This window comes from Demequina pilifera, assembly GCF_048814985.1.
Lineage (GTDB): Bacteria > Actinomycetota > Actinomycetes > Actinomycetales > Demequinaceae > Demequina.
In genome coordinates, this window is sequence record NZ_JBMDTW010000001.1 from 289,172 (window position 1) to 310,435 (window position 21,264).

The 21,264-nt window shown below is 72.0% G+C and carries 18 protein-coding genes; 7 read left to right on the forward strand and 11 right to left on the reverse strand.

Going from position 1 to position 21,264, the window contains the following annotated elements; all coding sequences use genetic code 11:
- Positions 1-74 precede the first annotated feature (74 nt).
- From ACNI14_RS01315 to mtrA, 3 genes are read right to left on the reverse strand one after another with little or no spacing between them, the layout of a single operon-like run.
- Positions 75-1,799: an LpqB family beta-propeller domain-containing protein gene (locus ACNI14_RS01315; RefSeq protein ID WP_420518124.1), complete on the reverse strand. Its 1,725-nt coding sequence runs from the start codon at positions 1,797-1,799 to the stop codon at positions 75-77.
- A complete protein-coding gene (gene mtrB / locus ACNI14_RS01320; RefSeq protein WP_420518125.1) occupies positions 1,796-3,451 on the reverse strand; it encodes an MtrAB system histidine kinase MtrB in 1,656 nt (551 codons plus the stop codon). Before mtrB ends, ACNI14_RS01315 begins: the two co-directional genes overlap by 4 nt.
- A 24-nt stretch (positions 3,452-3,475) precedes the next feature.
- A complete protein-coding gene (gene mtrA / locus ACNI14_RS01325) occupies positions 3,476-4,159 on the reverse strand; it encodes an MtrAB system response regulator MtrA (RefSeq protein WP_420518126.1) in 684 nt (227 codons plus the stop codon).
- Positions 4,160-4,256: 97 nt separating this feature from the next.
- On the opposite strand from mtrA, the gene ACNI14_RS01330 reads away from it, so the two are divergent.
- From ACNI14_RS01330 to ACNI14_RS01350, 5 genes are read left to right on the forward strand one after another with little or no spacing between them, the layout of a single operon-like run.
- Positions 4,257-5,462, forward strand: a complete 1,206-nt coding sequence (locus tag ACNI14_RS01330) for a hypothetical protein (protein ID WP_420518127.1) — start codon at positions 4,257-4,259, stop codon at positions 5,460-5,462.
- A 3-nt stretch (positions 5,463-5,465) separates the two neighbouring features.
- Positions 5,466-6,101 carry a DUF4129 domain-containing protein gene (locus ACNI14_RS01335; protein ID WP_420518128.1) on the forward strand — a complete coding sequence of 212 codons (636 nt, stop codon included), beginning with the start codon at positions 5,466-5,468 and terminating at the stop codon, positions 6,099-6,101.
- Entirely contained in the window at positions 6,098-7,357 is a 1,260-nt protein-coding gene (locus ACNI14_RS01340) for a DUF4350 domain-containing protein (RefSeq protein ID WP_420518129.1), read from the forward strand. The genes ACNI14_RS01335 and ACNI14_RS01340 overlap by 4 nt, the downstream gene beginning before the upstream one ends.
- Entirely contained in the window at positions 7,354-8,388 is a 1,035-nt protein-coding gene (locus ACNI14_RS01345; RefSeq protein ID WP_420518130.1) for an AAA family ATPase, read from the forward strand. Before ACNI14_RS01340 ends, ACNI14_RS01345 begins: the two co-directional genes overlap by 4 nt.
- 2 nt (positions 8,389-8,390) lie before the next feature.
- Complete coding sequence (locus tag ACNI14_RS01350) at positions 8,391-9,683, forward strand: DUF58 domain-containing protein (protein ID WP_420518131.1); 1,293 nt, start codon at positions 8,391-8,393, stop codon at positions 9,681-9,683.
- Positions 9,684-9,697: 14 nt separating this feature from the next.
- On the opposite strand, the gene ACNI14_RS01355 is transcribed toward ACNI14_RS01350, so the two are convergent.
- A complete protein-coding gene (locus ACNI14_RS01355) occupies positions 9,698-10,693 on the reverse strand; it encodes a stage II sporulation protein M (protein ID WP_420518132.1) in 996 nt (331 codons plus the stop codon).
- Between the two features lie 41 nt (positions 10,694-10,734).
- On the opposite strand from ACNI14_RS01355, the gene ACNI14_RS01360 reads away from it, so the two are divergent.
- Positions 10,735-11,562 carry an RDD family protein gene (locus ACNI14_RS01360; protein ID WP_420518133.1) on the forward strand — a complete coding sequence of 276 codons (828 nt, stop codon included), beginning with the start codon at positions 10,735-10,737 and terminating at the stop codon, positions 11,560-11,562.
- A gap of 72 nt (positions 11,563-11,634) precedes the next feature.
- Here ACNI14_RS01360 and ahcY read toward each other — a convergent pair whose 3' ends face one another.
- The 3 genes from ahcY to ACNI14_RS01375 are packed head-to-tail and all read right to left on the reverse strand — an operon-like array spanning position 11,635 to position 14,923.
- Positions 11,635-13,080: an adenosylhomocysteinase gene (gene ahcY / locus ACNI14_RS01365; protein WP_420518134.1), complete on the reverse strand. Its 1,446-nt coding sequence runs from the start codon at positions 13,078-13,080 to the stop codon at positions 11,635-11,637.
- A gap of 38 nt (positions 13,081-13,118) precedes the next feature.
- The gene (locus ACNI14_RS01370; RefSeq protein WP_420518135.1) at positions 13,119-14,558 is read right to left on the reverse strand and encodes a phosphomannomutase/phosphoglucomutase; all 1,440 of its coding nucleotides are present in this window, start codon (positions 14,556-14,558) and stop codon (positions 13,119-13,121) included.
- An 11-nt stretch (positions 14,559-14,569) separates the two neighbouring features.
- Positions 14,570-14,923 carry a DUF3499 domain-containing protein gene (locus tag ACNI14_RS01375; RefSeq protein WP_420518136.1) on the reverse strand — a complete coding sequence of 118 codons (354 nt, stop codon included), beginning with the start codon at positions 14,921-14,923 and terminating at the stop codon, positions 14,570-14,572.
- A gap of 70 nt (positions 14,924-14,993) precedes the next feature.
- Between ACNI14_RS01375 and ACNI14_RS01380 the strand changes: the two genes are divergently transcribed.
- On the forward strand, positions 14,994-15,392 hold the full coding sequence (locus ACNI14_RS01380) for a metallopeptidase family protein (RefSeq protein WP_420518137.1): 399 nt from the start codon (positions 14,994-14,996) through the stop codon (positions 15,390-15,392).
- Here ACNI14_RS01380 and ACNI14_RS01385 read toward each other — a convergent pair.
- The 4 genes from ACNI14_RS01385 to ACNI14_RS01400 form a co-directional block, all read right to left on the reverse strand.
- Entirely contained in the window at positions 15,389-16,693 is a 1,305-nt protein-coding gene (locus ACNI14_RS01385) for a DUF5719 family protein (protein ID WP_420518138.1), read from the reverse strand. The genes ACNI14_RS01380 and ACNI14_RS01385 overlap by 4 nt on opposite strands.
- The gene (locus ACNI14_RS01390; RefSeq protein ID WP_420518139.1) at positions 16,690-19,803 is read right to left on the reverse strand and encodes a glycosyltransferase family 2 protein; all 3,114 of its coding nucleotides are present in this window, start codon (positions 19,801-19,803) and stop codon (positions 16,690-16,692) included. Before ACNI14_RS01390 ends, ACNI14_RS01385 begins: the two co-directional genes overlap by 4 nt.
- A 24-nt stretch (positions 19,804-19,827) precedes the next feature.
- Positions 19,828-20,148 carry a WhiB family transcriptional regulator gene (locus ACNI14_RS01395; RefSeq protein WP_062131961.1) on the reverse strand — a complete coding sequence of 107 codons (321 nt, stop codon included), beginning with the start codon at positions 20,146-20,148 and terminating at the stop codon, positions 19,828-19,830.
- 63 nt (positions 20,149-20,211) lie between these two features.
- Entirely contained in the window at positions 20,212-21,225 is a 1,014-nt protein-coding gene (locus tag ACNI14_RS01400) for a glycosyltransferase (RefSeq protein ID WP_420518141.1), read from the reverse strand.
- Positions 21,226-21,264: the final 39 nt, after the last annotated feature.

The following is a 21,264-nucleotide window of genomic DNA, read 5'->3' on the forward strand; positions in this document are numbered from 1 at the left end:
CTCGGCGGGCGCCGGAGCCACCGTGGCGACCAGTGCAGGGGTCGAGCGAGCCATCCCCTGGGGACGGCAGTCAGTCATCCCGAGTACGCGATCTCGGACACTCCTTCGAGGACCGCGGCCCACGCGGATCCGGACCGTTCCTCGACACGGCCGTCGGCGCCGACGACCACCAGCGATGCCTCGCCTGCGCGCACCGACATGTCGACCGCGTCATGAAGCGTGGTGACCACCGAGGTGCCACCCCCCACGCTGGCGAGCCACAGCGGAGAGGACGCCCCATCCACGACCTCGCCCAGCACCGCGACCGTGGAGTCGTCCACCCACACCACGTCGACCCCGGCGCCCACGCCCGTGCCGACCGCGAATGGCTCACCGATTCCCAACGGAGCCCCCGCGACATCGCGCACGATCGCAGCGACCTCCACCACCGGTTGGCCGCCCGAGCGCGACAGCATGGCGATCTGACTGCCGTCACGGGACACCGACAAGGCGATCGCGGACCGGGTCTGGAGCCAATCGCTCGGCAGGGAGATCGATTCACCGTCGGGGGCGACCGCCACCAGACCGTCCGCTCCCGACGACTGCGCCGTCCACAGGTAGCCATGACGATCGAAGCTCGGACCGACGAGGCCGTCCGCCGCGTGCACCTCGTCCACCGCGACCGAGCCCTCAGGGGCGGGCTGGTCGTCGGCTGGTTCGACGAATGCCGTGCCGTCATCCGCGAGCGCCGTGCTGGTGAGCAGCGCGCCACCGTCGACCCATGCCACGCGCTGCCCGTCGTACGAGCGTGCGAGGCCATACGCATCGTCGCCCACGCCGCCGGCCTCGGGTGATGTCACCAGCAGCGTCTCGCCGTCCCAGGTCCCCAGCCGGCCCGACGCGAAGACCGCGGCCTGCGCCCCGGGCACCGGCGCCGCCTGAAGCTCCAGTGGCTCCTCGAGGGCGATCGGCAGGCCGCCGATGCGCACTTGGACCTCGGTGACGTTGGGCAGTCCACCGAGGGTCACGCGCAGCTGCTCGGCGGCGAGCGCTCGCTGGTCGGGGGTGCCCGCCGACTGCGGAGTGAGGTCCACGGCGGCGACGCCTCTCGTCACCACCACCGACTCCACCGCAAGGGCCGCCGTGTCCGGGAAGCCCGTCACCACGGCGTCCGCGAGCCAGGTGGAGGGGCCCTCGACGAGCTCGCGAGCCGCGGCGGTGACCACGTTGTTGTCCGGCAGCCAACGAACTTCCGGAACCGCGGTCGTGAGGTCCGGGGTCGCGAAGACCAGGTCGACCGGGCGGAAGAACCGAGTGAAGTTCGCCTGCGAGATCACCACGCCGTCGGCGAGCTCGGAGATCCGCCAACGCCCTTGATCGTTCTGGGTGACGGCGAACTCGAGGTCGCCGATGGTGGCGTCGGGAGAGTCCGTGCGCCGGCCGGACGAGTCGACGGTCGACGCGAGCGGCAGCTCGTAGGCGACGGTGCTCGTCTCCTCATCCCACTCGGGCGTCACCGCACCCGAGCGGTAGACCAGGGTCTGGGCACCGGGATTCCAGGATGCTGCGGCCTCGTCAGTCAGGAACTCCCGAGCCACGGAGAAGTCCGAGGCAACCCCCGTGGCCGACTCCCGGAGGAACCCGGTCACGATCGCCGCCGGGTCGTCCGACGGGTTCGGTCCTTCTTGAATGGGCTGAAGGGGCGCCACGGGCAGCACGTCGGCGTTGCCCTCCTCCACGTCACCGCTGTGAGGGATCGTGGCGCAGCCCGCGAGCGCCGCTGCGGCGGCGACGAGGGCCACGAGTCGCGTCATCCTCATGAACGGCCTCCCCCGTCGGGCCCGTGGCTCACCAGCGGAGACGAGAACTCCACCCGGGCTCCCGCCGCCGCGAAGTCCGCTTGGCGCATCGCCAGCGCGAGCGGGGCATTCGTCCCCAGACCCTCGGATGTGCGGGGCAGCAGCAGGCGGAAGCTCGCTCCCTTTCCCGGCTGCCCCCACGCCTCCAGACGGCCATCGTGCAGCACCGCGTCCTCGCGTGCGATCGACAGGCCCAGGCCCGTGCCGCCCATCGTGCGGGTCCGTGCCGAGTCCGCGCGCCAGAACCGGTCGAAGACTCGTGCCACCTGATGAGAGGTGAGACCCAACCCGTAGTCGCGGACCACCACCGCGACCCCGCGCCGATCCGCGCCCACGGCGACGTCGACGGGACCGCCCTGGCTGTGCTCGATGGCATTCGACAGCAGATTGCGGACGATCCGGCCCACCCGCGGGCGGTCCATCGACGCCGTGTGGGTGCCCGGGGTGACGTGCAGACGGATGTCGACGCCCATGTCGTCGGCGATGGGCAGCACCGCCTCGACCTCGTCGCGGACCACGTCGGCGAGGTCCACCTCCTCGAACTCGAGCTGGGCCGCGCCCGCGTCGATGCGCGAGATCTCCAGCAGATCGCTCAGCAGCGCCTCGAACCGGTCCAGCTGATTGCTCAGCAGCTCCGCCGACCGACCGACGTGCGGCGGGAACTCCGTCCGCGCGTCGTGGAGCACGTCGGAGGCCATCCGAATGGTGGTGAGCGGCGTCCGGAGCTCGTGAGAGACGTCGGAGACGAACCGGCGCTGCAGGCGCGAGAGGTTCTCCATGCGCGTGATCTGACGCTGGAGGGACTCGGCCATCTCGTTGAAGGTCTGCGCGAGCGTCGCGATCTCGTCGTGGCCTCGCACCGTCATCCGTTCGGACAGCCGCCCGTCCGCAAGCCGGGACGCGACCCGCGCCGCCTGCCGCACCGGACGGACGGCCTGCGCGGTGACGAACCACGTCATCGCCACCACCAGTGCGACCAGCACGGCCGCGCCGAGCGCCAGCACCTGCTGAATGAGCTCGAGGGTCGCCTGCTCCTCGGCGAGCGAGTACACGAAATAGAGCTCGTAGGGTCCTGCGGCGGGGATGACCAGCGGAGCTCCGACGACCACCCCCGGGTCCCCGGTGTCGGGCAGCGAGACGAACTGCCACGGCTGTGGCACCTCTACGGCGACCGCCGCACGCATCTGCGTCGACACCACCTGCCGCAGGCCCGTGGTGGACTCCTCGATGGTCAGGGGCACGGACGAGGTGTTGTCGGGGCTGCGCAGCATCACGAGCCCGCGACTCTCTCCTCCCAGCGCGCGCAGCTGGACGAGCAGGTCGTACACGAACTGCTGCAGGTCCTGGGGATTCGCTGCGGTCGACGTGCCCGCGCGCTCCTGCGCCGTGGCGGCGTCGCGCGCGCTCTCCGCGAGCACCCTCTCCACCCGGTTGTCCACGAGCCCGTCACGGATCTGAGTCGTCACGTATGCGCCCAGCAGCGCGACGGTGCCGATGCCCACCACGAGGGTCGAGAGCACGACGCGCAGCGACATCGAGCGCGTCCACCGCCGCAGGGCGCTCTGCAGGGGCGCGGCGAGCGCCGCTCCGACGGCTCGCGCGGTGGCCCTCACGAGGCGGGCCTCACGTTCTCACCCTCACGTCTTCTGAGCGCCTGCCTTGTAGCCCACTCCGCGCACCGTCTGAATGATCTCGGGGTTCTCCGGGTCGTGCTCGACCTTGGCGCGCAGCCGCTGGATGTGCACGTTGACCAGGCGGGTGTCCGCCGCGTGGCGGTATCCCCACACATCCTCGAGCAGCACCTCGCGGGTGAACACCTGCCCCGGCGAGCGCGCCAGCGTCACGAGCACGTCGAACTCGAGCGGCGTGAGCGGGATGACCTCGCCGTCGCGGGTGACGCGGTGGCCGGTGACGTCGATCTCCAGGTCGCCGATGCGCACCACTGCGGTGGCCGCGTTGTCGTTGCGCCGCAGTCGCGCCCGCACCCGCGCGATCAGCTCGCGCGGCTTGAAGGGCTTGGGGATGTAGTCGTCGGCGCCGGACTCGAGGCCCAGCACCACATCGACGGTGTCCGACTTCGCCGTGAGCATGATGATCGGCACGCCCGACTCCGCGCGGATCTCCCGGCAGATGTCGATGCCGCTCCTGCCGGGCAGCATGAGGTCGAGCAGGATCACCTCGGGGTTCTCGTCCCGAAACGCCTGCACCGCGTGGTCGCCATGGTCGCAGAACACGGGTTCGAAGCCGTCGCCGCGCAAGACGATTCCGATCATCTCCGCGACAGCGGGATCATCGTCGACCACCAGGATGCGTCCTGTCATGACGCCATCTTGCCACGCGGGGCGCGGCGGGCGGGAGAGGGTCCTGTCCGGGCGCGTGCCACATGGCAGGATGGTCCGAGTCGACGAAGGGGGCCAGATGACCGAGGATGACCGGCGCACGAGGAACGAGGCCGGCGACGCAGCGGCGCTGCAGTGGCCCTCGCCCGAGGCTGCGAGCAGCGACGCGCACGCAGGTCATGCGTGGACGGCACCCGGCGAGCCCTCTCCGGATGCGTCCGATCCGTCGTCCCCGCACGGCGCCGCCAACGCCCCGGCCGGCCCCGCCGTGCCGCTCTCGTACGGGCCTCCGTCCGGCGGCCGTGGCCCGGTGCCCGAGCAGCTTGCGGGGGCGCCGTCGTTCCGGTCGTGGCAGCCGGGAATCATCCCGCTCCGACCCCTGAACTTCGGCGACTTCCTCACGGTTCCGTTCAAGGCGATGCGCTACAACCGCGCGGTCGTGCTCGGCGCGCCGCTGCTGTTCACTCTCGTCTCCACGATCCTCATGCTCGTCGCGTTGTGGATGGTGTTCACCGACCCGCAGCTCGGCCTCCTGAACTCGACGCCGACCCTGTCCGGGATCTCCACGCAGACCGTCGCGCTCATCGTCGTGTCCGTGTTGATGATGCTGCTCGCCGACGTGTTCTCGAGTTCGATCATCGCGCCCGGCGTCGCGCGCGCCGTGCTCGGCGAGCGCATCGGGATTCCCGTGGCCTGGCGCCAGGTGCGCCGCAGGCTGGGTTCGCTGCTGCTGCTGTACCTGGCCAGTTCGGTCGCGCTGACGCTGCTGCTCGTCGTGGCGTTCGCGCCCGTGCTGATCTCGCTCGCCGCGGGAGAGCCCGGCGGCGGAGCGGTGGCGCTGAGCCTCGTGCTGTTCTTCCTGCTACTGCTGCCTGGCGGGCTGCTGGTGACCCTCGGCCAGGGGATCGCCCGCGCGATGATCGTGCTCGAGGGGATATCGATGATCGCCGCGCTCAAGCGGCTGACGGGGCTCATCCGCGGTCGGTTCTGGTGGAGCGTGCTGATCCTGTTCGTCGCCGCCGCGCTCATCAACATCGTGTCCAGCGTGCTCCAGTACGTCGGGCAGTTCGGCGCGATCGCGGTGTCGTTCGTGGCACCGGATAACGTCGCCGTGCTGATGGTGGCCTTCTTCGTGGTCTACGGCCTCACCTACATCGTGTCGCTCGTGCTCGTGTACTCGTATGTGGGGTCCGTCTTCGCCCTCCTCTACATCGACCTGCGGATGCGCCACGAAGGGTTCGACCTCGACCTCGCTCGCGCCGCCGAGGAGCGGGCACGGGCCTAGCGCATGCACGTCGAGATTCCGGTCACGCCTGACGCTGACACCGCGCGCGAATGGGCGCGCGATGAGCTCGCCAAGCCCGAATACAGCGACCAGGGCACCACGTGGTTCGAGGCGTTCCTGCGGTGGGTGCAGGACCTGTTCGACGGCGTGGGGCAGCTCGGAGGGAACCTGGGCCCGCTCGGCACGATCGCGCTCGTGCTGCTCGCAGTCGCGGCAGTCGCAGTCATCGTGTGGCTCGTGCTGGGCCCGCTGCGCCGCTCGCGCCGCTCCACGTCCGCCCGCGCCGTGTTCGACGACGACGCTCGCTCGTCGCAGCGCATTCGCGAGGCCGCGGCCGACGCCGAGAGTCGCGGCGCCTGGGACCTTGCGACCATGGAGTGGTTCCGCGCCTCCGTCAGGCTGATGGAGGAGCGTCGGGCCATCGCCGACTCCCCTGGCGTGACCGTCCATGAGGCCGCAGTGCGCATCGAGACGGCCGTGCCGGCCCTGGCGGGCGACGTGGCGACCGATGCGATGGCCTTCGATCTCGCCAGGTACGGATCGGGCGGACTCACCGCGACCGATGCGCGCCACGCGCGCGACACCTGCCAGTCGCTTTCCCAGGCCCGCCAGCAAGCCCGCACGGAGGCCACCGCATGAGCCCGGCCACCGTCGCGGACCCACGGGCCGATCTCGCTGCGACGCACACGGGCTTCAGCCGCGCCGACGACAGCGCGACGTTCGTGGCGCGCGCCCGGCGGCGCCCGATCGTCGTGATCGCGGCCGTGCTGTTCGTCGCGCTGATCGTCACGCTCGTGTGGACGTCGCGTCCCGAGGACTACACGGAGCTGTCCACCAATAACTCCACCCCCAGCGGCACCCGTGCACTCGCGCAGATCCTGCGCGACCAAGGCGTCGACGTGCGCCAGGTGGGGACCATGGCCGACGCTCGCATCGAGGATCCCGCCGGGACCACCCTGGCGATCGCCGACTCGGAGCCACTCGCCGCCTATCAGATCGAGGCGCTGCTCGAGTATCCCGGGGACCTCGTGTTCGTGGCGCCGTCGCAATCGGTCGTCGGCGAGATCGCTCCCTCGCTGTCCGTCGAGCCCTCACTTGACGCCGAGGTGGCCGAGGCGCGCTGCGACGACCCGGATGCCGCGGCCGCCGAACGCCTGCGCGTCGAGGAGCAGGGCCTGGCGGGTGACCCCGGTGACGGCGGCCGGCTGTGCTTCCCCAACGGCGACGGCGCGCACGCCTACGGAGTCGTCGAGGACGGGGAGCGACGCATCGCGCTGATCGCATCGTGGCCCCTCGTCACGAATGCGAACCTTGCGGACGACGGGAACGCGGCACTCGCGCTCCGCGCTCTCGGTCGCCACGACTCGCTCGTCTGGTATGTCGGCGACCTGTTCGACCCCTCCACCGTGACCTGGAGCGACCCGGACGGCGCCAGCGGCGCGGACGACGCCGCACCCCCCACCGAGATCGAGGCGAACCCCGACTTCCTGCCGCCGGGCACGGGCAGCGCCGTCTACCTGCTCGCGCTCACCGTGCTGCTCGCGGCGTGGTGGCGCGCCCGCCGATTCGGGCCTCTCGTGCGCGAGCCGCTGCCGGTGATCGTGCGCGCGTCCGAGGCGACCCGTGGCCGCGCCCGCCTGTACCGCCGCTCCCGCGCGAGCGGCCGTGCGACCGCCGCTCTGCGCGCCACCGCCGCCGCGCGCATGGCGAGACGACTGGGAGTCCCCCGCGCCTCAGGCAGAGCCGCGCTGATCCCCGCCATCGCCCGTGCGGCTGACCGCCCGGAGACAGATGTCGAAAGAATCCTCTACGGCCCCGCGCCCACCGACGATTCGACAATGATGAGCATCATCCACGAGCTCGACACCCTGGAAAGTGAGGTTCACCGACCGTGACCGACACCCCCGAATCCCCGCAGCCTGCAGCCGACACGCCTCGTCAGGACGGCGCCCCCGGCACGGTGGCAAGCGCCGCCGCGGACGGCGCCCGCGAGTCGCTGTCCCGCATCCGCACCGAGGTGGGTCGCGCCGTCGTCGGCCAGGATCAGGTGGTCACCGGCCTGGTGATCGCGCTGCTGTGCCGCGGTCACGTGCTGCTCGAGGGCGTGCCGGGTGTGGCGAAGACGCTCATGGTGCGCACCCTCGCACGCACCGTCGGGCTCGACTCGAAGCGCGTGCAGTTCACGCCGGACCTCATGCCTGGCGACGTCACGGGATCGCTCGTGTACGACGCCCGGACCGCGGCGTTCTCGTTCCGCGAAGGCCCCGTCTTCACCAACCTGCTGCTCGCGGACGAGATCAACCGCACCCCTCCCAAGACGCAGTCGTCGCTGCTGGAATCCATGGAGGAGCGTCAGGTCACCGTCGACGGCACGGCCCGGCACCTGCCCGACCCGTTCCTCGTCATCGCGACCCAGAACCCCGTGGAGTACGAGGGCACCTATCCGCTGCCCGAGGCCCAGCTGGACCGATTCCTGCTCAAGCTGCCCGTCCGCATGCCCGCCCGTGAGGCAGAGATCGACGTGCTGCGCCGCCACGCCGCCGGTTTCGACCCCCGCGATCTCGACGCGGCCGGCGTCAGGTCGGTCGCGACCGTTCAGGACCTCGAGGCCGGCCGCGAGGCGGTTTCGCAGGTCACGGTGTCGGACGAGGTCGCCGGCTACGTGGTCGACATCTGCCGTGCGACTCGCGACGCCCCCTCGGTGGCCCTGGGCGTGTCGCCCCGCGGCGCGACAGCGCTGCTCAGCACGGCGCGGGCGTGGGCGTGGATGCGCGGCGGCACGTTCGTCACCCCCGACGACGTCAAGGCACTCGCCGAATGGACGCTCAGCCACCGCATCCAGATGCGCGCAGAGGCGGAGCTCGAGGGCGTCACCACCGCCGCGGTGCTGTCCTCCGTGCTGGCGAGCGTCCCGGTCCCGCGCTGACCATGTACATCACCGGTTGGACCGTCGCGCTCAGCGCCTTGGGCGCCGTGCCCGCGCTGTGGGTGCAGGATCGCCTCTTCGCGTGGGCGTGGGTGCTCGGCGTGATCGCGCTGGCCTGCCTGGACGCGGCGTTCGCGCCCAAACCGGGAAGCCTCGGCGTGCGCCGGTCCGCGCCGCGGGCGGTCCGACTGACGGAGTCCACCGCCGTCGAGGTCGAGGTCGTGAACCTCGGCGGTCGGCGCGTGTCGGGCGCCGTGCGTGACGCGTGGCAGCCCTCGGCGGGAGCGACGGGCAACCGTCACCGGCTCCGGCTGGCGCCGGGCGAGGCGACCGTGTGCGTCACCCCGATGCGGCCGACGCGGCGGGGCGACCGGCGCGCCGACGTGGTGACGGTGCGCACCGCGGGGCCGCTGCGGCTCGCGGGTCGACAGCGATCGGTGGCGGCCCCCGCCACGCTGCGGGTGCTTCCCGAGTTCGCTTCTCGCAAGCACCTTCCCTCGCGACTGGCACGCCTGCGGGAGATCGACGGGCAGACGGCCGTGCAGCTCAAGGGCGCCGGCTCGGAGTTCGACTCCCTGCGCGAGTACGTGATCGGCGACGACGTCCGCACCATCGACTGGCGCGCGAGCGCGAGGCGCGCCGAGGTGCTCGTCAAGACCTACCGTCCCGAGCGCGACCGACGCGTGATGACGGTGCTGGACACGTCGCGGCTGTCCGCCGCGCGCGTGGGGGACGCGCCACGTCTCGACGCCTCCATCGAGGCGACGCTGCTGCTCTCGGCGCTGGCCTCCAAGGCGGGCGACCGCGTTCAGGTGAGCGCCTTCGACCGGGTCGAACGCGCCCGCGCGATCGGCGTGTCGGGGCCGGCGATGATGCCGGCGCTGGCCGATGCGCTGGCGACGGTCGAGCCCGCGCTGGTCGAGCCGGACTGGCCGGCCGTCGCGCGGCTCGTGCAGTCCCGGCTGTCGCAGCGATCGCTCGTCGTGCTGATGACCACTCTCGACGCCTCGGCGATCGACGGCGGACTGCTCGATGCGGTGGCGGCGATCGCCCACACGCACGCGGTGGTGATCGCCTCGGTCGACGACCCCGAGGTGCGCTCTCTCGAGCGCGGGCGCGACGACGTCCACGACCTCTATGCGGCGGGAGCGGCCGCCCGCGGCTCTCTCGAGCAGGACGCCGTGGCCGCGCGCGTGCGCGAACTGGGGGCCGACGTGCTCACGGCGATGCCCGACGATCTGGCGCCCGCGGTCGCGGACCGCTACCTCGACCTCAAGGCCTCGGGGAAGCTGTAGGAGCGTAGGCCACGCTAGCCGACCGCCGCGGCCCGATCCGTCGCGAAGTCGCCCTCGGAGTCCCCGGTGACCCGCGCGGCCACCGCGTGGCGACCCACGACGAAGATGTAGAGCCAGAAGGCCGCGAAGGCGAGCGCACCGATCACGATCTTGACGGCCCACGGCAGGTACGAGCCCGTGACGAAGCCTTCGATGATTCCGGACAGGAACAGCACGCCCACGAGCCCGATGCCGACGCTGACCGCGATCCGACCCTCCTCCGCGAGCGCCTCGCCGCGGCTGCGATCCCCCGGAACGAGCATGGTCCAGAACAGCCGCAGGCCGGCGCCCGCCGCGACGAACACCGCGCTCAGCTCGAGCAACCCGTGCGGGATGATCAGCTGGAAGAAGATGTCGAGCAGGCCCGCCTCCGCCATCACGGCGGCGGCGACTCCCAGTTGGATCACGGTGTTGTACATCAGGATGAGCGGGAACACTCCCGTGATCCCCAGGGCGATGCACTGGAGCGCGATCAGCCCGTTGTTGGTCCACACGGACGCGGCGAAGGACCCCGAGTCGTACTCGTAGTAGTAGTTCGCGAACTCGAGCTCCGCGACGGCCGCCCTCTCCTCGGGAGATCCGATCAGGGCGAGCGCGTCCGGGTGGGACACGGTCCACCACGCCGTCACCGCGCCGAGGGCCACCACGGCGACCAGCACCGCCGCTCCCCACCAGCGCACGCGATAGAAGGCCGCGGCGAGGCCGAGCGTCAGATAGTGGCGCACTCCGTGCGTCGACACCTCGTGAGCGCCGGTCAGCCACACGCGGGCGCCCGCGAGCAGGATCGACAGCCTTGTGACCAGCCCCGGCTCGGGAGCGGCGGATCGGATTGCGGACAGGTCCCCCGAGGTGGACTGGTACAGCCGGGTCAGCTCGTCGGCCTCCTCCCCCGTCAGGCGGCGACGTCGCGACAGGTCCTTGAGCCTGGCCCAGCGCGTCTCGCGAGCCTGAGAGAAAGCGTCGATGTCCACGCCGCTACGATGCCATAGGAGCGGCGGGAAGGGAGCGCACGATGACCGATATCGACGATGAGATCCTCACCGGCGAGGGCGTGGTGCTCAGCACCGGCGCCGCGTCCGTGACGATGCGTATGCTGTCCGGAATCCTCGACCTGCTCGCATACGGCGTGCCGGCGCTGCTGGCGATCGCCGCCGTCGAGCGCGCCGTCGCCCCGCTCAACGCCGCGCTGGGACGCGCGTCGATGATCATGGCGGCAGTCGTGATGATCGTGCTCGTGCCCGCCCTGGTCGAGACCCTCACGCGGGGGCGTTCTCCCGGGCGCTTCGCCGTGGGGCTGCGGGTCGTGCGCGACGACGGCGGACCGGTCTCGTTCCGCCATGCGTTCACCCGGTCCCTCGTGGGACTGGTCGAGCTGTTCGGCACGCTCGGAATGCTGGCCATGACCGTCTCGGTGCTGTCGGCCCGCGCCAAGCGGCTGGGCGACATGCTTGCGGGCACCTACGCGATGCGCATGCGCGGCGCCAAGCGGGCGCTGCCGCCCGTGGAGATGCCTCCGCACCTCGCCGCGTGGGCGTCGACCGCGGACATCAGGCGGCTGCCGGACGGGTTGGCTCTCACGTGCCGCATGTTCCTGGCCCGCGCCCACGACCTGCACCTGGGGTCGCGCGCGCGGCTCGCGGGCTCATTGTCCGGGCGTCTCGCCGAGTACGTCGCGCCCGCGCCGCCCGACGGCACCCACCCGGAGCACATGATCGCGGCGGTGCTCGCGGAGCGGCGGTCGCGGGAGACCGCGATCGAAGCGCGCCGCAGCGCGCGTGCCGCCGGGGAGTCGGCCAGAGCAGCCACTCTCCCCTACGGGATTCCTGACGCCGTCAACTGACGCGCACCCGGCCGCGCGTGCGGACCTGAGCCCGCCCGCGCATCGGCCGCCTGTCCAGGTGCCGCACACGCCCTAGTAGCGGTAGTGCTCCGACTTGAACGGACCGTGCTGAGGGAGCCCCAAGTAGTCGGCCTGGTCCTCGGTGAGCTCGGTGAGCCGCACGCCCAGCGCGTCGAGGTGCAGCATCGCGACCTTCTCGTCCAGCACCTTCGGCAGGCGGTGCACGCCGAGCGGATAGGCCTCGAGGTTCACCCACAGCTCGATCTGGGCGAGCACCTGGTTGGCGAACGAGGTGCTCATCACGAAGCTCGGGTGGCCCGTAGCGTTGCCGAGGTTCAGCAGTCGCCCCTCGGACAGCACGATCACGCTGTGCCCGTCCGCGAAGGTCCACTCGTCGACCTGTGGCTTGATGGGCTGGTGCTTGGCTCCTGAACGGGCGAGCCCCGCGATGTCGATCTCGTTGTCGAAGTGCCCCACGTTGCCCACGATCGCCTTGTCCTTCATGGCGGCCATGTGCTCGACGCGAATGATGTCCTTGTTGCCGGTCGTGGTGATGAAGAAGTCCGCGCGGTCCACGACGTCCTCGATGCGCACCACCTCGTAGCCATCCATCGCCGCCTGCAGCGCGCAGATCGGGTCCACCTCGCTCACCACCACGCGCGCGCCCTGGCCGCGCAGCGCCTCGGCCGCACCCTTGCCGACGTCGCCGTAGCCGGCCACGAACACGACCTTGCCGCCCATGAGCACGTCGGTGGCGCGGTTGATGCCGTCCGGCAGCGAGTGGCGGATGCCGTAGCGGTTGTCGAACTTGGACTTGGTGACCGAATCGTTGACGTTGATCGCGGGGAAGGCCAGGTCGCCACGTGCATGCATCTGGACGAGCCGGTGCACTCCGGTGGTGGTCTCCTCGGACACTCCGGCGATCCCGGCGGCCATCCGCGTGAAGCGCTGCGGGTCCGCCTCGAGGGACTGGCGCAGCACGTGCCGCATCGACTCGACCTCGGCGTTGTATGCGGGGTCCTCCTCCTCGAGGGGGGCGGGCACCGATCCGGCTCGCTCGGCCTTGACCCCCTCGTGGACCAGCAGGGTGGCGTCGCCGCCGTCGTCCAGGATCAGCGTGGGGCCGTCCTGGCCGTCCCAGCTCAGGATCCGGTTCGTGTACTCCCAGTACTCGCGCAGCGACTCGCCCTTGACCGCGAACACCGGCACGCCGGCGGGAGCGGAGTAGGTGCCGGCACCTACGACCACCGCAGCGGCCGCATCGTCCTGCGTCGAGAACACGTTGCACGAGGCCCACCGGACGTCCGCACCCAGCGCGGTCAGCGTCTCGATCAGCACCGCGGTCTGGGTGGTCATGTGAAGCGACCCCGCGATGCGGGCACCCGCGAGCGGCTGGGACGCGCCGAACTCCTCCCGGAGCCTCATGAGCCCCGGCATCTCCTGCTCCGCGAGGCGGATCTGGTGGCGCCCCGACTCCGCAAGGGACAGATCGGCGATGACATGGTCGGTCAGGGTCACGTGTGGAGCTCCTCGGTTGGGGCGGTCGAAAATCGGGGTCAGGCGTGGCGGATGGCAGCGAGCGCGGCATCGCGCACCCGCTCCATCTCGTGGGGCTCGGCGGCCTCGCAGTTGAGCCGCAGCAGCGGCTCGGTGTTGGACGCGCGGATGTTGATCCACCACTGCGGCTGCGCGTGCCAGTGGGACAGCGTCAGCCCATCCATCTCGTCGGCCTCGATCGCCGCCCCATCGAAGTCGTCGCCGTCGAAGACCGCGCGCACACGGGCGATCGCGGCCGGGACGTCGTCCACGGTCGAGTTGATCTCTCCCGACGCGGCGTAGGGGCTGTGCGACTCGAGCAGCCCCGAGAGCGGGCGATCCTGCGAACCGAGGGCCGCGAGCACGTGCATCGCGGCCAGCATCCCCGAGTCCGCGAAGAAGAAGTCGCGGAAGTAGAAGTGCGCGGAGTGCTCCCCGCCGAACACCGCGTCCAGGCGCGCCATCTCCGCCTTGATGTAGCTGTGGCCCACGCGCGAGCGCACGGGCGTCGCGCCCGCCGCGGCGAGCTGCTCCGGCACGGCACGCGACGAGATCAGGTTGTAGATCACCGACGGGCTTCGCCCCTCCGCGATCTCGCGGGCGGTCTCCCTCAGGCCCACGAGCGCGGTGACGGCCGATGCGGGCACCACGTGGCCACGTTCGTCCACCGCGAAGCAGCGATCAGCGTCTCCGTCGAAGGCGAGACCGATGTCGGCTTGCGTGGAGCGCACCGCCGCCTGCAGGTCGACCAGGTTCGCGGGGTCCAGCGGGTTCGCCTCGTGGTTGGGGAACGTGCCGTCGAGCTCGAAGTACAGCGGGATGATCTCGAGGGGCAGCTCCGGCAGGCCCGCGCCGGTGCCGAGCACGGCGGGCGCGGTGTGGCCGCCCATCGCGTTGGCAGCATCGACCACCACGCGCAGCGGCCGGATCGCGCTGAGGTCCACGAGGGAGCGCAGGAATGCCGAGTAGTCGGCGAGCATGTCGCGTTCGGTGGCCTCGCCGCGGTTGTCCGCGACGGGGATGCCGTCGGCCAGGTAGTCGGTCGCGAGAGAGCGCACGTCCCCCAGCCCCGTGTTCTCGCCCACCGCACGGGCGAGGCTGCGGCACAGCTTCATGCCGTTGTACGCGGCCGGGTTGTGAGACGCGGTGACCATCACGCCTGGCAGTTCGAGCGCGCCCGACGCGTGGTAGAGCCCGTCCGTCGAGCACAGGCCGATGTCGATGACGTCGACGCCGCGATCGCGCAGGCCCTCGCCCACCGCGGCGACCAGCCCGGGTCCCGACGCGCGCATGTCGCGACCGATGACCACCTCGCGCTGACCGTCCGGCAGCACCACGGCATCGGCGAATGCCGCGCCGATCGCGCGCGCCACCTCGGCGGTGAGGGTGTCACCCACGATGCCGCGCACGTCGTAGGACTTGATGAGCGGGCTGAGGTCGGGGCGTGTCGTCACGCGCACCAGGGTAGCGCTCAGGCGTCCCCGGACACCACGCGGAGGTGGCCGCGACGCGGCTCCGAGGCGAGCGGTGCGGGCGGCTGCTGCGGAGCGCGGGGCCGGCCGGCCTCTCGGACGGCGCGTGCCAGGGCGTCGAGGTCGTCCGGGGACGGGCCCGCGTCCACGAACTCCTGGTGAATGTGCACCACGTCCCACCCGCGCGGCGCGGAGAACCGATCCGCGTGGTGCGAGCACAGGTCGTAACTGTGCGGCTCGGCGTCCGCGGCGAGCTGGCCGACCACCACGGTCGAATCGGCGTACACGTACGTCAGCGTGGCCGCCGCGGGGCGGGAGCACGAGGTACGGGAGCACTGCCGAGTCGACTTCACGCCAGGGACGCTACCCGCGACGCCGTGCCGGTTCCGGCTGCCACGCCGAGGCGCGGGTAGCGTGAGCGGCATGGGACGCCGGGATCGCCACGACCGCGGGCTGCGCGCCCCCCTGCTTCCCTACGACGCACCGGGGTACCGCACCCGCGCGGATGTCTTCGACGACTGGGTGCGTGACGGAGCGGAGCGGCTCGAGAGCCGGTGGGGATCGCGGTGGGGCCGGATCGACTTCGCGGCCGAGGACGTGCCCCCGTCGGACCCGACGCCCTGGGAGCGCGGCGTCCCGCTGGGTCGAGTGTTCCCGGCGGACCTGGGCCAGCCCACCCGGGTGGTGCTCTATCGCCGACCGATGGAGCTGCGCGCCGAGCCCGAGGACGTGGGGGCCCTGGTGCGCGACGTGCTCGCGGAGCAGGTCGGCGCCGTGCTGGGCCGGGCTCCGGAGGACATCGATCCTCTGTACGGCTCCTAGTCGAGCGGCACCGGATAGCGGCCGTCGACGGTCACTGCGGTGTCCACCGAGGTCAGTTCCACGGAGACCGGCTCGAGAGTGGTGATGAAGCCAGGCTGGCCCGTCACGACCAGCGACCACGACGCCGCCGCCGCGCTCGACAGCAGCGTGCCCGGCTCGAGGTCGACGTTGACCAGCGCGGCGCCGTCCTCGGGAACCGAGACCTCCAGCGTGGAGCCCCCGGCGTCGAAGGCGACCACGCCGCCCGCGTCCGCATGCACGTGCAATGAGACGCTGCCCGGGGGCACCACGATCGCCCGTTCCCGCGCATCGGTCCGCGATTGGGAGCCGGTCCACGCCATGTCGTAGGCCAGATCTCCGCCGCGCGATCCCGATTCCCGGGGAACCTGCACGCGGGTGGCGGCGGCGACGGGCGCGGTCGCATCGATGAGCACCGCCCCTGGCCCCGCCTGCGGGATGGGCACCTCCGTCAGCACGCCGGGATCGAGCGTGAGCGTGGACTCGCCTACCCATGGCACTGCGCCGCGGTCCGCGGCCATCGCGAGGTCGACCTGCGCACCTTCGGGGGCGATCAGGGTCAGCGTCGCCCTGCCGTCACCGTCCGGCCCCGCGGGAGAGAGCACCGCGAGCTCCTCTCCGAGCGCGGAAGCCGTCACCCATTCCGTGCCGGCGGGCGTGAAGCCGTCGAGCCGGGAATCCTGCAGCGCGGCGCTGACGCCGAGACCGCCGGCGGTCACGTGCACGGCGACGGCGGGCATCTCCGGTTCGACGCCCTCCAGCAGAAGGGTGCGCTGAGAGCCCGGACCGATCACCACGGACGTGCTGCCTTCCACGGCGCCCACCGGCGTGTGGAGCGCGACCTCGGCGCGCACCGACGTGTCCGCGGGGTTGGACAGGACCAGCCGGGCGCTCGATCCCAGGGCGGTGGAGCCTCCCACCAGCCACTGGTCGTTCGAGGTGGGGGCGCAGGTGAGGCCGGCGAGGCCCGCGATGTCTCCCGAGCCGATGCGCTCGAGGGACGATCCCACCTGATCGAACGCGGTGCCGTCGTCGATCACCTCACCGCCGGGTGGCAGCACGTCGAAGGCGACGTCGGTCGAACCTGAGTCCAGTTCTGCGTCCCCCGACTGGATGTCGCCCACCGGCACGGTCTGCGAGCCCGGGCACACCGAGGGCAGCGTGCGCGGCTCGGACGAATAGGTCGCGGTCGCGGCCGGGACTCCGCCCTGCGATGGGGAATCGAGCGCGATCACGGCGACGAGCCCCACCAGGGCCGCCACCAGCGCGAGCGTGCGGATCATCGCTGGTCCTCCTCTGTCGCGCGCCGCGACCTGGCCGGGATCGAGCCGATGGCGGCCCACGCAATGACCGCGACGGAGGCCCAGAACCAGGCGCGATAGCCGCGGTCATCATAAGAGAAGGCGACGTCTCCAGCGCCGGCCACGGCGAAGGCCTGCCGGCCCAGCGGATCCTCGACCGCAGTGACCGGCGCGCCGTCGAGGGTCGCTCTCCAGGCGGGGTCCGCCGACGCGGCCACGATCAGCGTGCCCGGTCCGGGCGCCTCCACTGTCCCGGAGGCGTGGCTCATCTGAGCGGGAAGTGCGCCGTCAGCGGTGTCGATCCATGCTCGGGCGACGCGGCCCTCTCCTTCAGCTGATCCCACGCGCCACGAGGTGCCCGCGTCGGACGCGCCCATGAGCGTGAGTCCCGGCGCCTGGGCGAGCGCGTCTGCGATGCGCGCGGAGCCCGGAGCGGCCACGACCACCCCGATGCCCCAGTCCGACAGCGCCCCTGCCGCACCGTTGGCGGACACGACGAGCCCCGCGACGGCCTCCCCCACATCGGCCGCGCTGGCGACGGGGGCGCCCCCCGCCCGGACGGCCGCCGAGCCGTCCGCGACGAGCGTCGCGGCCGACGAGGTCACGGCCGGCCCGTCCGTCGACAGCACCGAATAGGCGACGGCGCCGTCCGCATCGGCGAGCGTGAGCACCCGCTGACGATCCGAGGTTCCCTGCTCCAGCGCGGCGACGAGTGGAAGCACTGCACGCGGGGCCGGCCCGACGTCGCCCTGCGCCTCCCGCGACGGCCACACCTGGGCGGTGGCGGCGCCCGCGGTGGCGACCGCAAGGGCCGTGGCGACCACCACCGCGCCGGTGCGGCGCCACGCGCGCGCGGCGCCGGCGCCCTCGAACCAGACGTCGGCGGTCACGGCGCAGATCAGCACCAGGAAGGAGGCGGCCACCACGGACATCCCCGGTCCGTACCAGCCCGGTGCCATCGCGCCGCCCGCGCCCGCATCAGGCGACAGCGTCACTCCCTGGGCGATCGTCGCGACGGCGAGCCCCGTGGCGGCGGCCGTCACGGTGAGTGCCGACAGAGCCCGGCGCCGGCTCGCGAGCGCCGCGCCCACGCCGGCGATCACGACCAGCGCGGCGATCCCGCGCGCGCCCAGGACGAGCGCATCAGGGACGCCGCCCAGGTCAAGGTCGAGGCCGGTCGCGAGGTCGAGCGCGGATTGACCGGTCGACCACGCGCTCGGTCCGGGCTCCCGGAACACGATCGCGAGAGCGTCACGGCTGAACGGCCCCGCGTTCCATGCTGCGACGAGCCCGGGACCGGACACCACGAGCGCAGGGATCGCGACGCCCCAGATCCGCCACCGCAGGCGGCCGGCGGCTGCCCCCAGCAGGACCAGCACGACGAGCGCGGGCACGAGCAGCGCGGGCGCCGCGATCACGACGACGCCGAGCGCTGCGGCGGCCCCCATCGCCGCGCTCGGCGACGGCGGCCGTGCGGGGTGCTCGTCCCCCGCCCCGATGCGCTCCCCGCGCTGCCAGCCGCCCGCCCGGGCGAGGCCGAGCACGACCCACGGCAGCGCGATGTGGACGATGACGGCGCCGACCCGCCCTTGCTCGATGGACAGCAGGGCCGGCGGCCACAGCGCGTACAGCGCCCCGGCCAGCGAGCGCGCGGCCAGCGAGCGGGTGAAGGCGCCCGACGCGGCCCACAGGGACACTCCCGCGGCCAGCGGGGCGAACACCCACAGCAGTCCGAGCCCCACCGCCAGCCCGCCGGGGACCGCGGCCAGAGGGATCAGCAGCGCGCTGAGGCCGGCATCGACCGCGGGGGCGCCGAGCGAGTGAGCGGACCACCCTGTGAACGCCCGGTCCCACAGCGCGCCGAGGCCCAGATCGGTGACGCCCAGCACGCTTCCGGTCAGCATGTCGCCGCGCACCACGCCCGCGAACCAGCGCGGGTGAAGCGCGATCGACAACGCCGCGAGCCCCACGGCGAGGACGGACAGCACGGCGCGCCGGTGCCGACGGGCGGCGAGCAGCTCCGCCTTCACCACATCCGAGGGCGCCGCCGCCACTCTTCGGCGGTCGCGCACGCCGAACTCCAGTGCCCGCACGTAGTGCGCGATCTGACGCGGGCCGGCCAACAGGCTTCTCTCGGCAGCACGGCCCACGTTCCCGGCGCGGCGCACGCGGCGCCGCGAACCTGGCAGTCGCGGGACCAGCGACAGGACGCGCCACGGCACCACCAGGTCCGCGATGAGCAGGCGGGGCTCATTCTGCGCGACCCGCAGGACCGCCCGGGCGAGAGCGGACAGCACGGTCCACCCCAGCAGCAGGGGCACGGCCCACAGCGGGGCGAATGCGAGCGCGTGGTACCACTCCGAGGCGCGGCGCATCGTATACGTCGAGCGTCGACCTCCGCCGGACCCGCCCCGCCGGCCGTACAGCCGCTCCTGGCTGTGCCGCACCTTGGCGGACGGCACCGCGACCACGTCGCGCCCCGATCTCCACGAGCGGCGACAGAAGTCGAGGCTCTCGGACCAGCCATCGCAGCCCGGGTCGGTGCCGCCGAGCTCATCCCACAGCTCACGACGGACGAGCGCGCCACCCAGCGCCACCGCAAGGACATCCTCGCGATCGTCGTACTGGCCCTGGTTGACGTCGTCCTCCTCGACGAGAGCGAGTCGGCGCGCGCCGATGCGTGACGTCGTGGTGCCGAGGTTGACCAGGCGCGATGAGTCGTCCCAGCGCACCTGGGCCGGACCGATCACGCCGGCGCGAGTGCGCTTGCGCGCAGTGGCCGTGAGTTCAGCGAGCGCGCCCGGCAGGGGCGCCATGTCGTCGTGGAGGAGCCACAGCAGTTCGTGCGGCGCGGCGGGCTCGTCGGCCAGCAGCAGCCGGACCGCCTCGGACCACGAGTCCGCGTCGATGCGGCGCACGTCGATGCGTGCGTCCCAACCCTGAGCCGGTGGGTCGATGTCGGCGGTGAGGAGCAGGTGCACCGTGTCCGGTGCGGGGTCCTGGGCGACGATCGCGTCGAGCGCGGAGGGGAGTTGAGGCGCGCGGCCGTCGCTCACCACCACAGCGCGCACCGTCAGGCGCGCGGGGCTCATGCCTTGCCCACGCAGGCTGGCCGACTAGACGGCGCGGCGCTTGAGTTTGCGCCGCTCGCGCTCCGACAGTCCGCCCCAGATGCCGAATCGCTCGTCGTTCTCGAGCGCGTAGTCGAGGCACTCGGAGCGCACGTCGCACGAGGCGCACACCTTCTTGGCCTCTCGGGTGGACCCGCCCTTCTCCGGAAAGAAGGCCTCGGGATCGGTCTGAGCGCACAGCGCGCGTTCCTGCCATCCCAAGGGGCCGTCATCGTCGGCCCCGTCGAAGATGTCCACGACCGATGCCAGAGTCGGCGCTGGCTTGCCTGCGTCCGAGGGCACTGCGCCTTCGTAGATATTCCACATAGGCCGTCCTCCGATTCGCCGCTGCAGGAGTTCCTGCATGTAGGAATTACACCGTTGTCATCCCTATGCGTCAAGTCGAGAGTAGCGCACACCACACAGATATCCGACGCCCCAGGCAACATGCATGGTAATGAGCACCAGCGGCAGGACCGCTGCGGGACGCGCACCGGCTCTGCGCGCGAGCGACGCACTGGCGACGATCGTCCCGAGCACGTACGCCGCGGGCGCCGCCACGAGCCAGACCAGGGCCGGAGAACCCACAAGGAGCCCGACTCCCGCAGCCGCGATCGCAGCGCCGTTGACGACCACCATGATCGGCGCGGCGAGGTATCGCCCGGTCCGGGTCTCGGGGTGCGTGCGCGTGACCTCGCGGCGCCACTGGCCCGAAGCGAAGAACTGTCGGCGCAGCGGAGACCAGCCTTCCCGCGGCGTGTACGGCACCGCCATCTCGGGGACGAACCACACCACGTACCCCGCGCGCCGGAGCCGGTGATTCAGCTCCCAGTCCTGGGCTCTGACGAACCGGCTGTCGTAGGCACCGACGTGTTCGAGCGCCTCGCGGCGGAACGCCCCCAGATAGACTGATGCGACGGCCTGCTCCCGGCCGCCCTGGCGGTGGCTCGCGCCGCCGAGCCCCCACCGCGACGCCATCGCCACCGCGATCGCCCTGCCCACGACGCCCGACGAGATGGGCACCATTCGCCCGCCCACATTCGCCGCGCCCGTGCGGCGCAGCGCTTCGACGGCCATATCGATGTATCCGGGTGGCATGCGCGCGTGCCCATCCATCCGCACGATCACGGCATGGCTCGCCGCCGCGATGGCGGCGTTGAGGCCCGCGGGAGTCAGCCCTGTCGGGTTGTCGACGACGGTGATGTCGCCCGCGGTCTCGAGGTCGCGCGCGATCTCGGCGGTCGCATCGTCGGACGGGCCCACGGCGACGATGACCTCGAGCGCTCCTTCATACCCGGCCGCCCGCACCGCTGCGACGGAACTGGCCAGCGCGGCCTCTTCGTTGCGCACCGACATCACCACCGACACTCCCGGCAGCGGGGCGAGGGGGGTCAACGCAGGCACGCCACGTAGGCTATCGGAGAACCTTTCCGTATCACCGGA

What these genes read in the sequence shown, in the direction of transcription:
- ACNI14_RS01315 (WP_420518124.1), bottom strand. Translation starts at nt 1,799, where the DNA reads ATGAGGATGACGCGACTCGTGGCCCTCGTCGCCGCCGCAGCGGCGCTC.
- mtrA (WP_420518126.1), bottom strand. Translation starts at nt 4,159, where the DNA reads ATGACAGGACGCATCCTGGTGGTCGACGATGATCCCGCTGTCGCGGAG.
- ACNI14_RS01330 (WP_420518127.1), top strand. Translation starts at nt 4,257, where the DNA reads ATGACCGAGGATGACCGGCGCACGAGGAACGAGGCCGGCGACGCAGCG.
- ACNI14_RS01335 (WP_420518128.1), top strand. Translation starts at nt 5,466, where the DNA reads ATGCACGTCGAGATTCCGGTCACGCCTGACGCTGACACCGCGCGCGAA.
- ACNI14_RS01340 (WP_420518129.1), top strand. Translation starts at nt 6,098, where the DNA reads ATGAGCCCGGCCACCGTCGCGGACCCACGGGCCGATCTCGCTGCGACG.
- ACNI14_RS01350 (WP_420518131.1), top strand. Translation starts at nt 8,391, where the DNA reads ATGTACATCACCGGTTGGACCGTCGCGCTCAGCGCCTTGGGCGCCGTG.
- ACNI14_RS01360 (WP_420518133.1), top strand. Translation starts at nt 10,735, where the DNA reads ATGACCGATATCGACGATGAGATCCTCACCGGCGAGGGCGTGGTGCTC.
- ACNI14_RS01380 (WP_420518137.1), top strand. Translation starts at nt 14,994, where the DNA reads ATGGGACGCCGGGATCGCCACGACCGCGGGCTGCGCGCCCCCCTGCTT.
- ACNI14_RS01385 (WP_420518138.1), bottom strand. Translation starts at nt 16,693, where the DNA reads ATGATCCGCACGCTCGCGCTGGTGGCGGCCCTGGTGGGGCTCGTCGCC.
- ACNI14_RS01390 (WP_420518139.1), bottom strand. Translation starts at nt 19,803, where the DNA reads ATGAGCCCCGCGCGCCTGACGGTGCGCGCTGTGGTGGTGAGCGACGGC.
- ACNI14_RS01395 (WP_062131961.1), bottom strand. Translation starts at nt 20,148, where the DNA reads ATGTGGAATATCTACGAAGGCGCAGTGCCCTCGGACGCAGGCAAGCCA.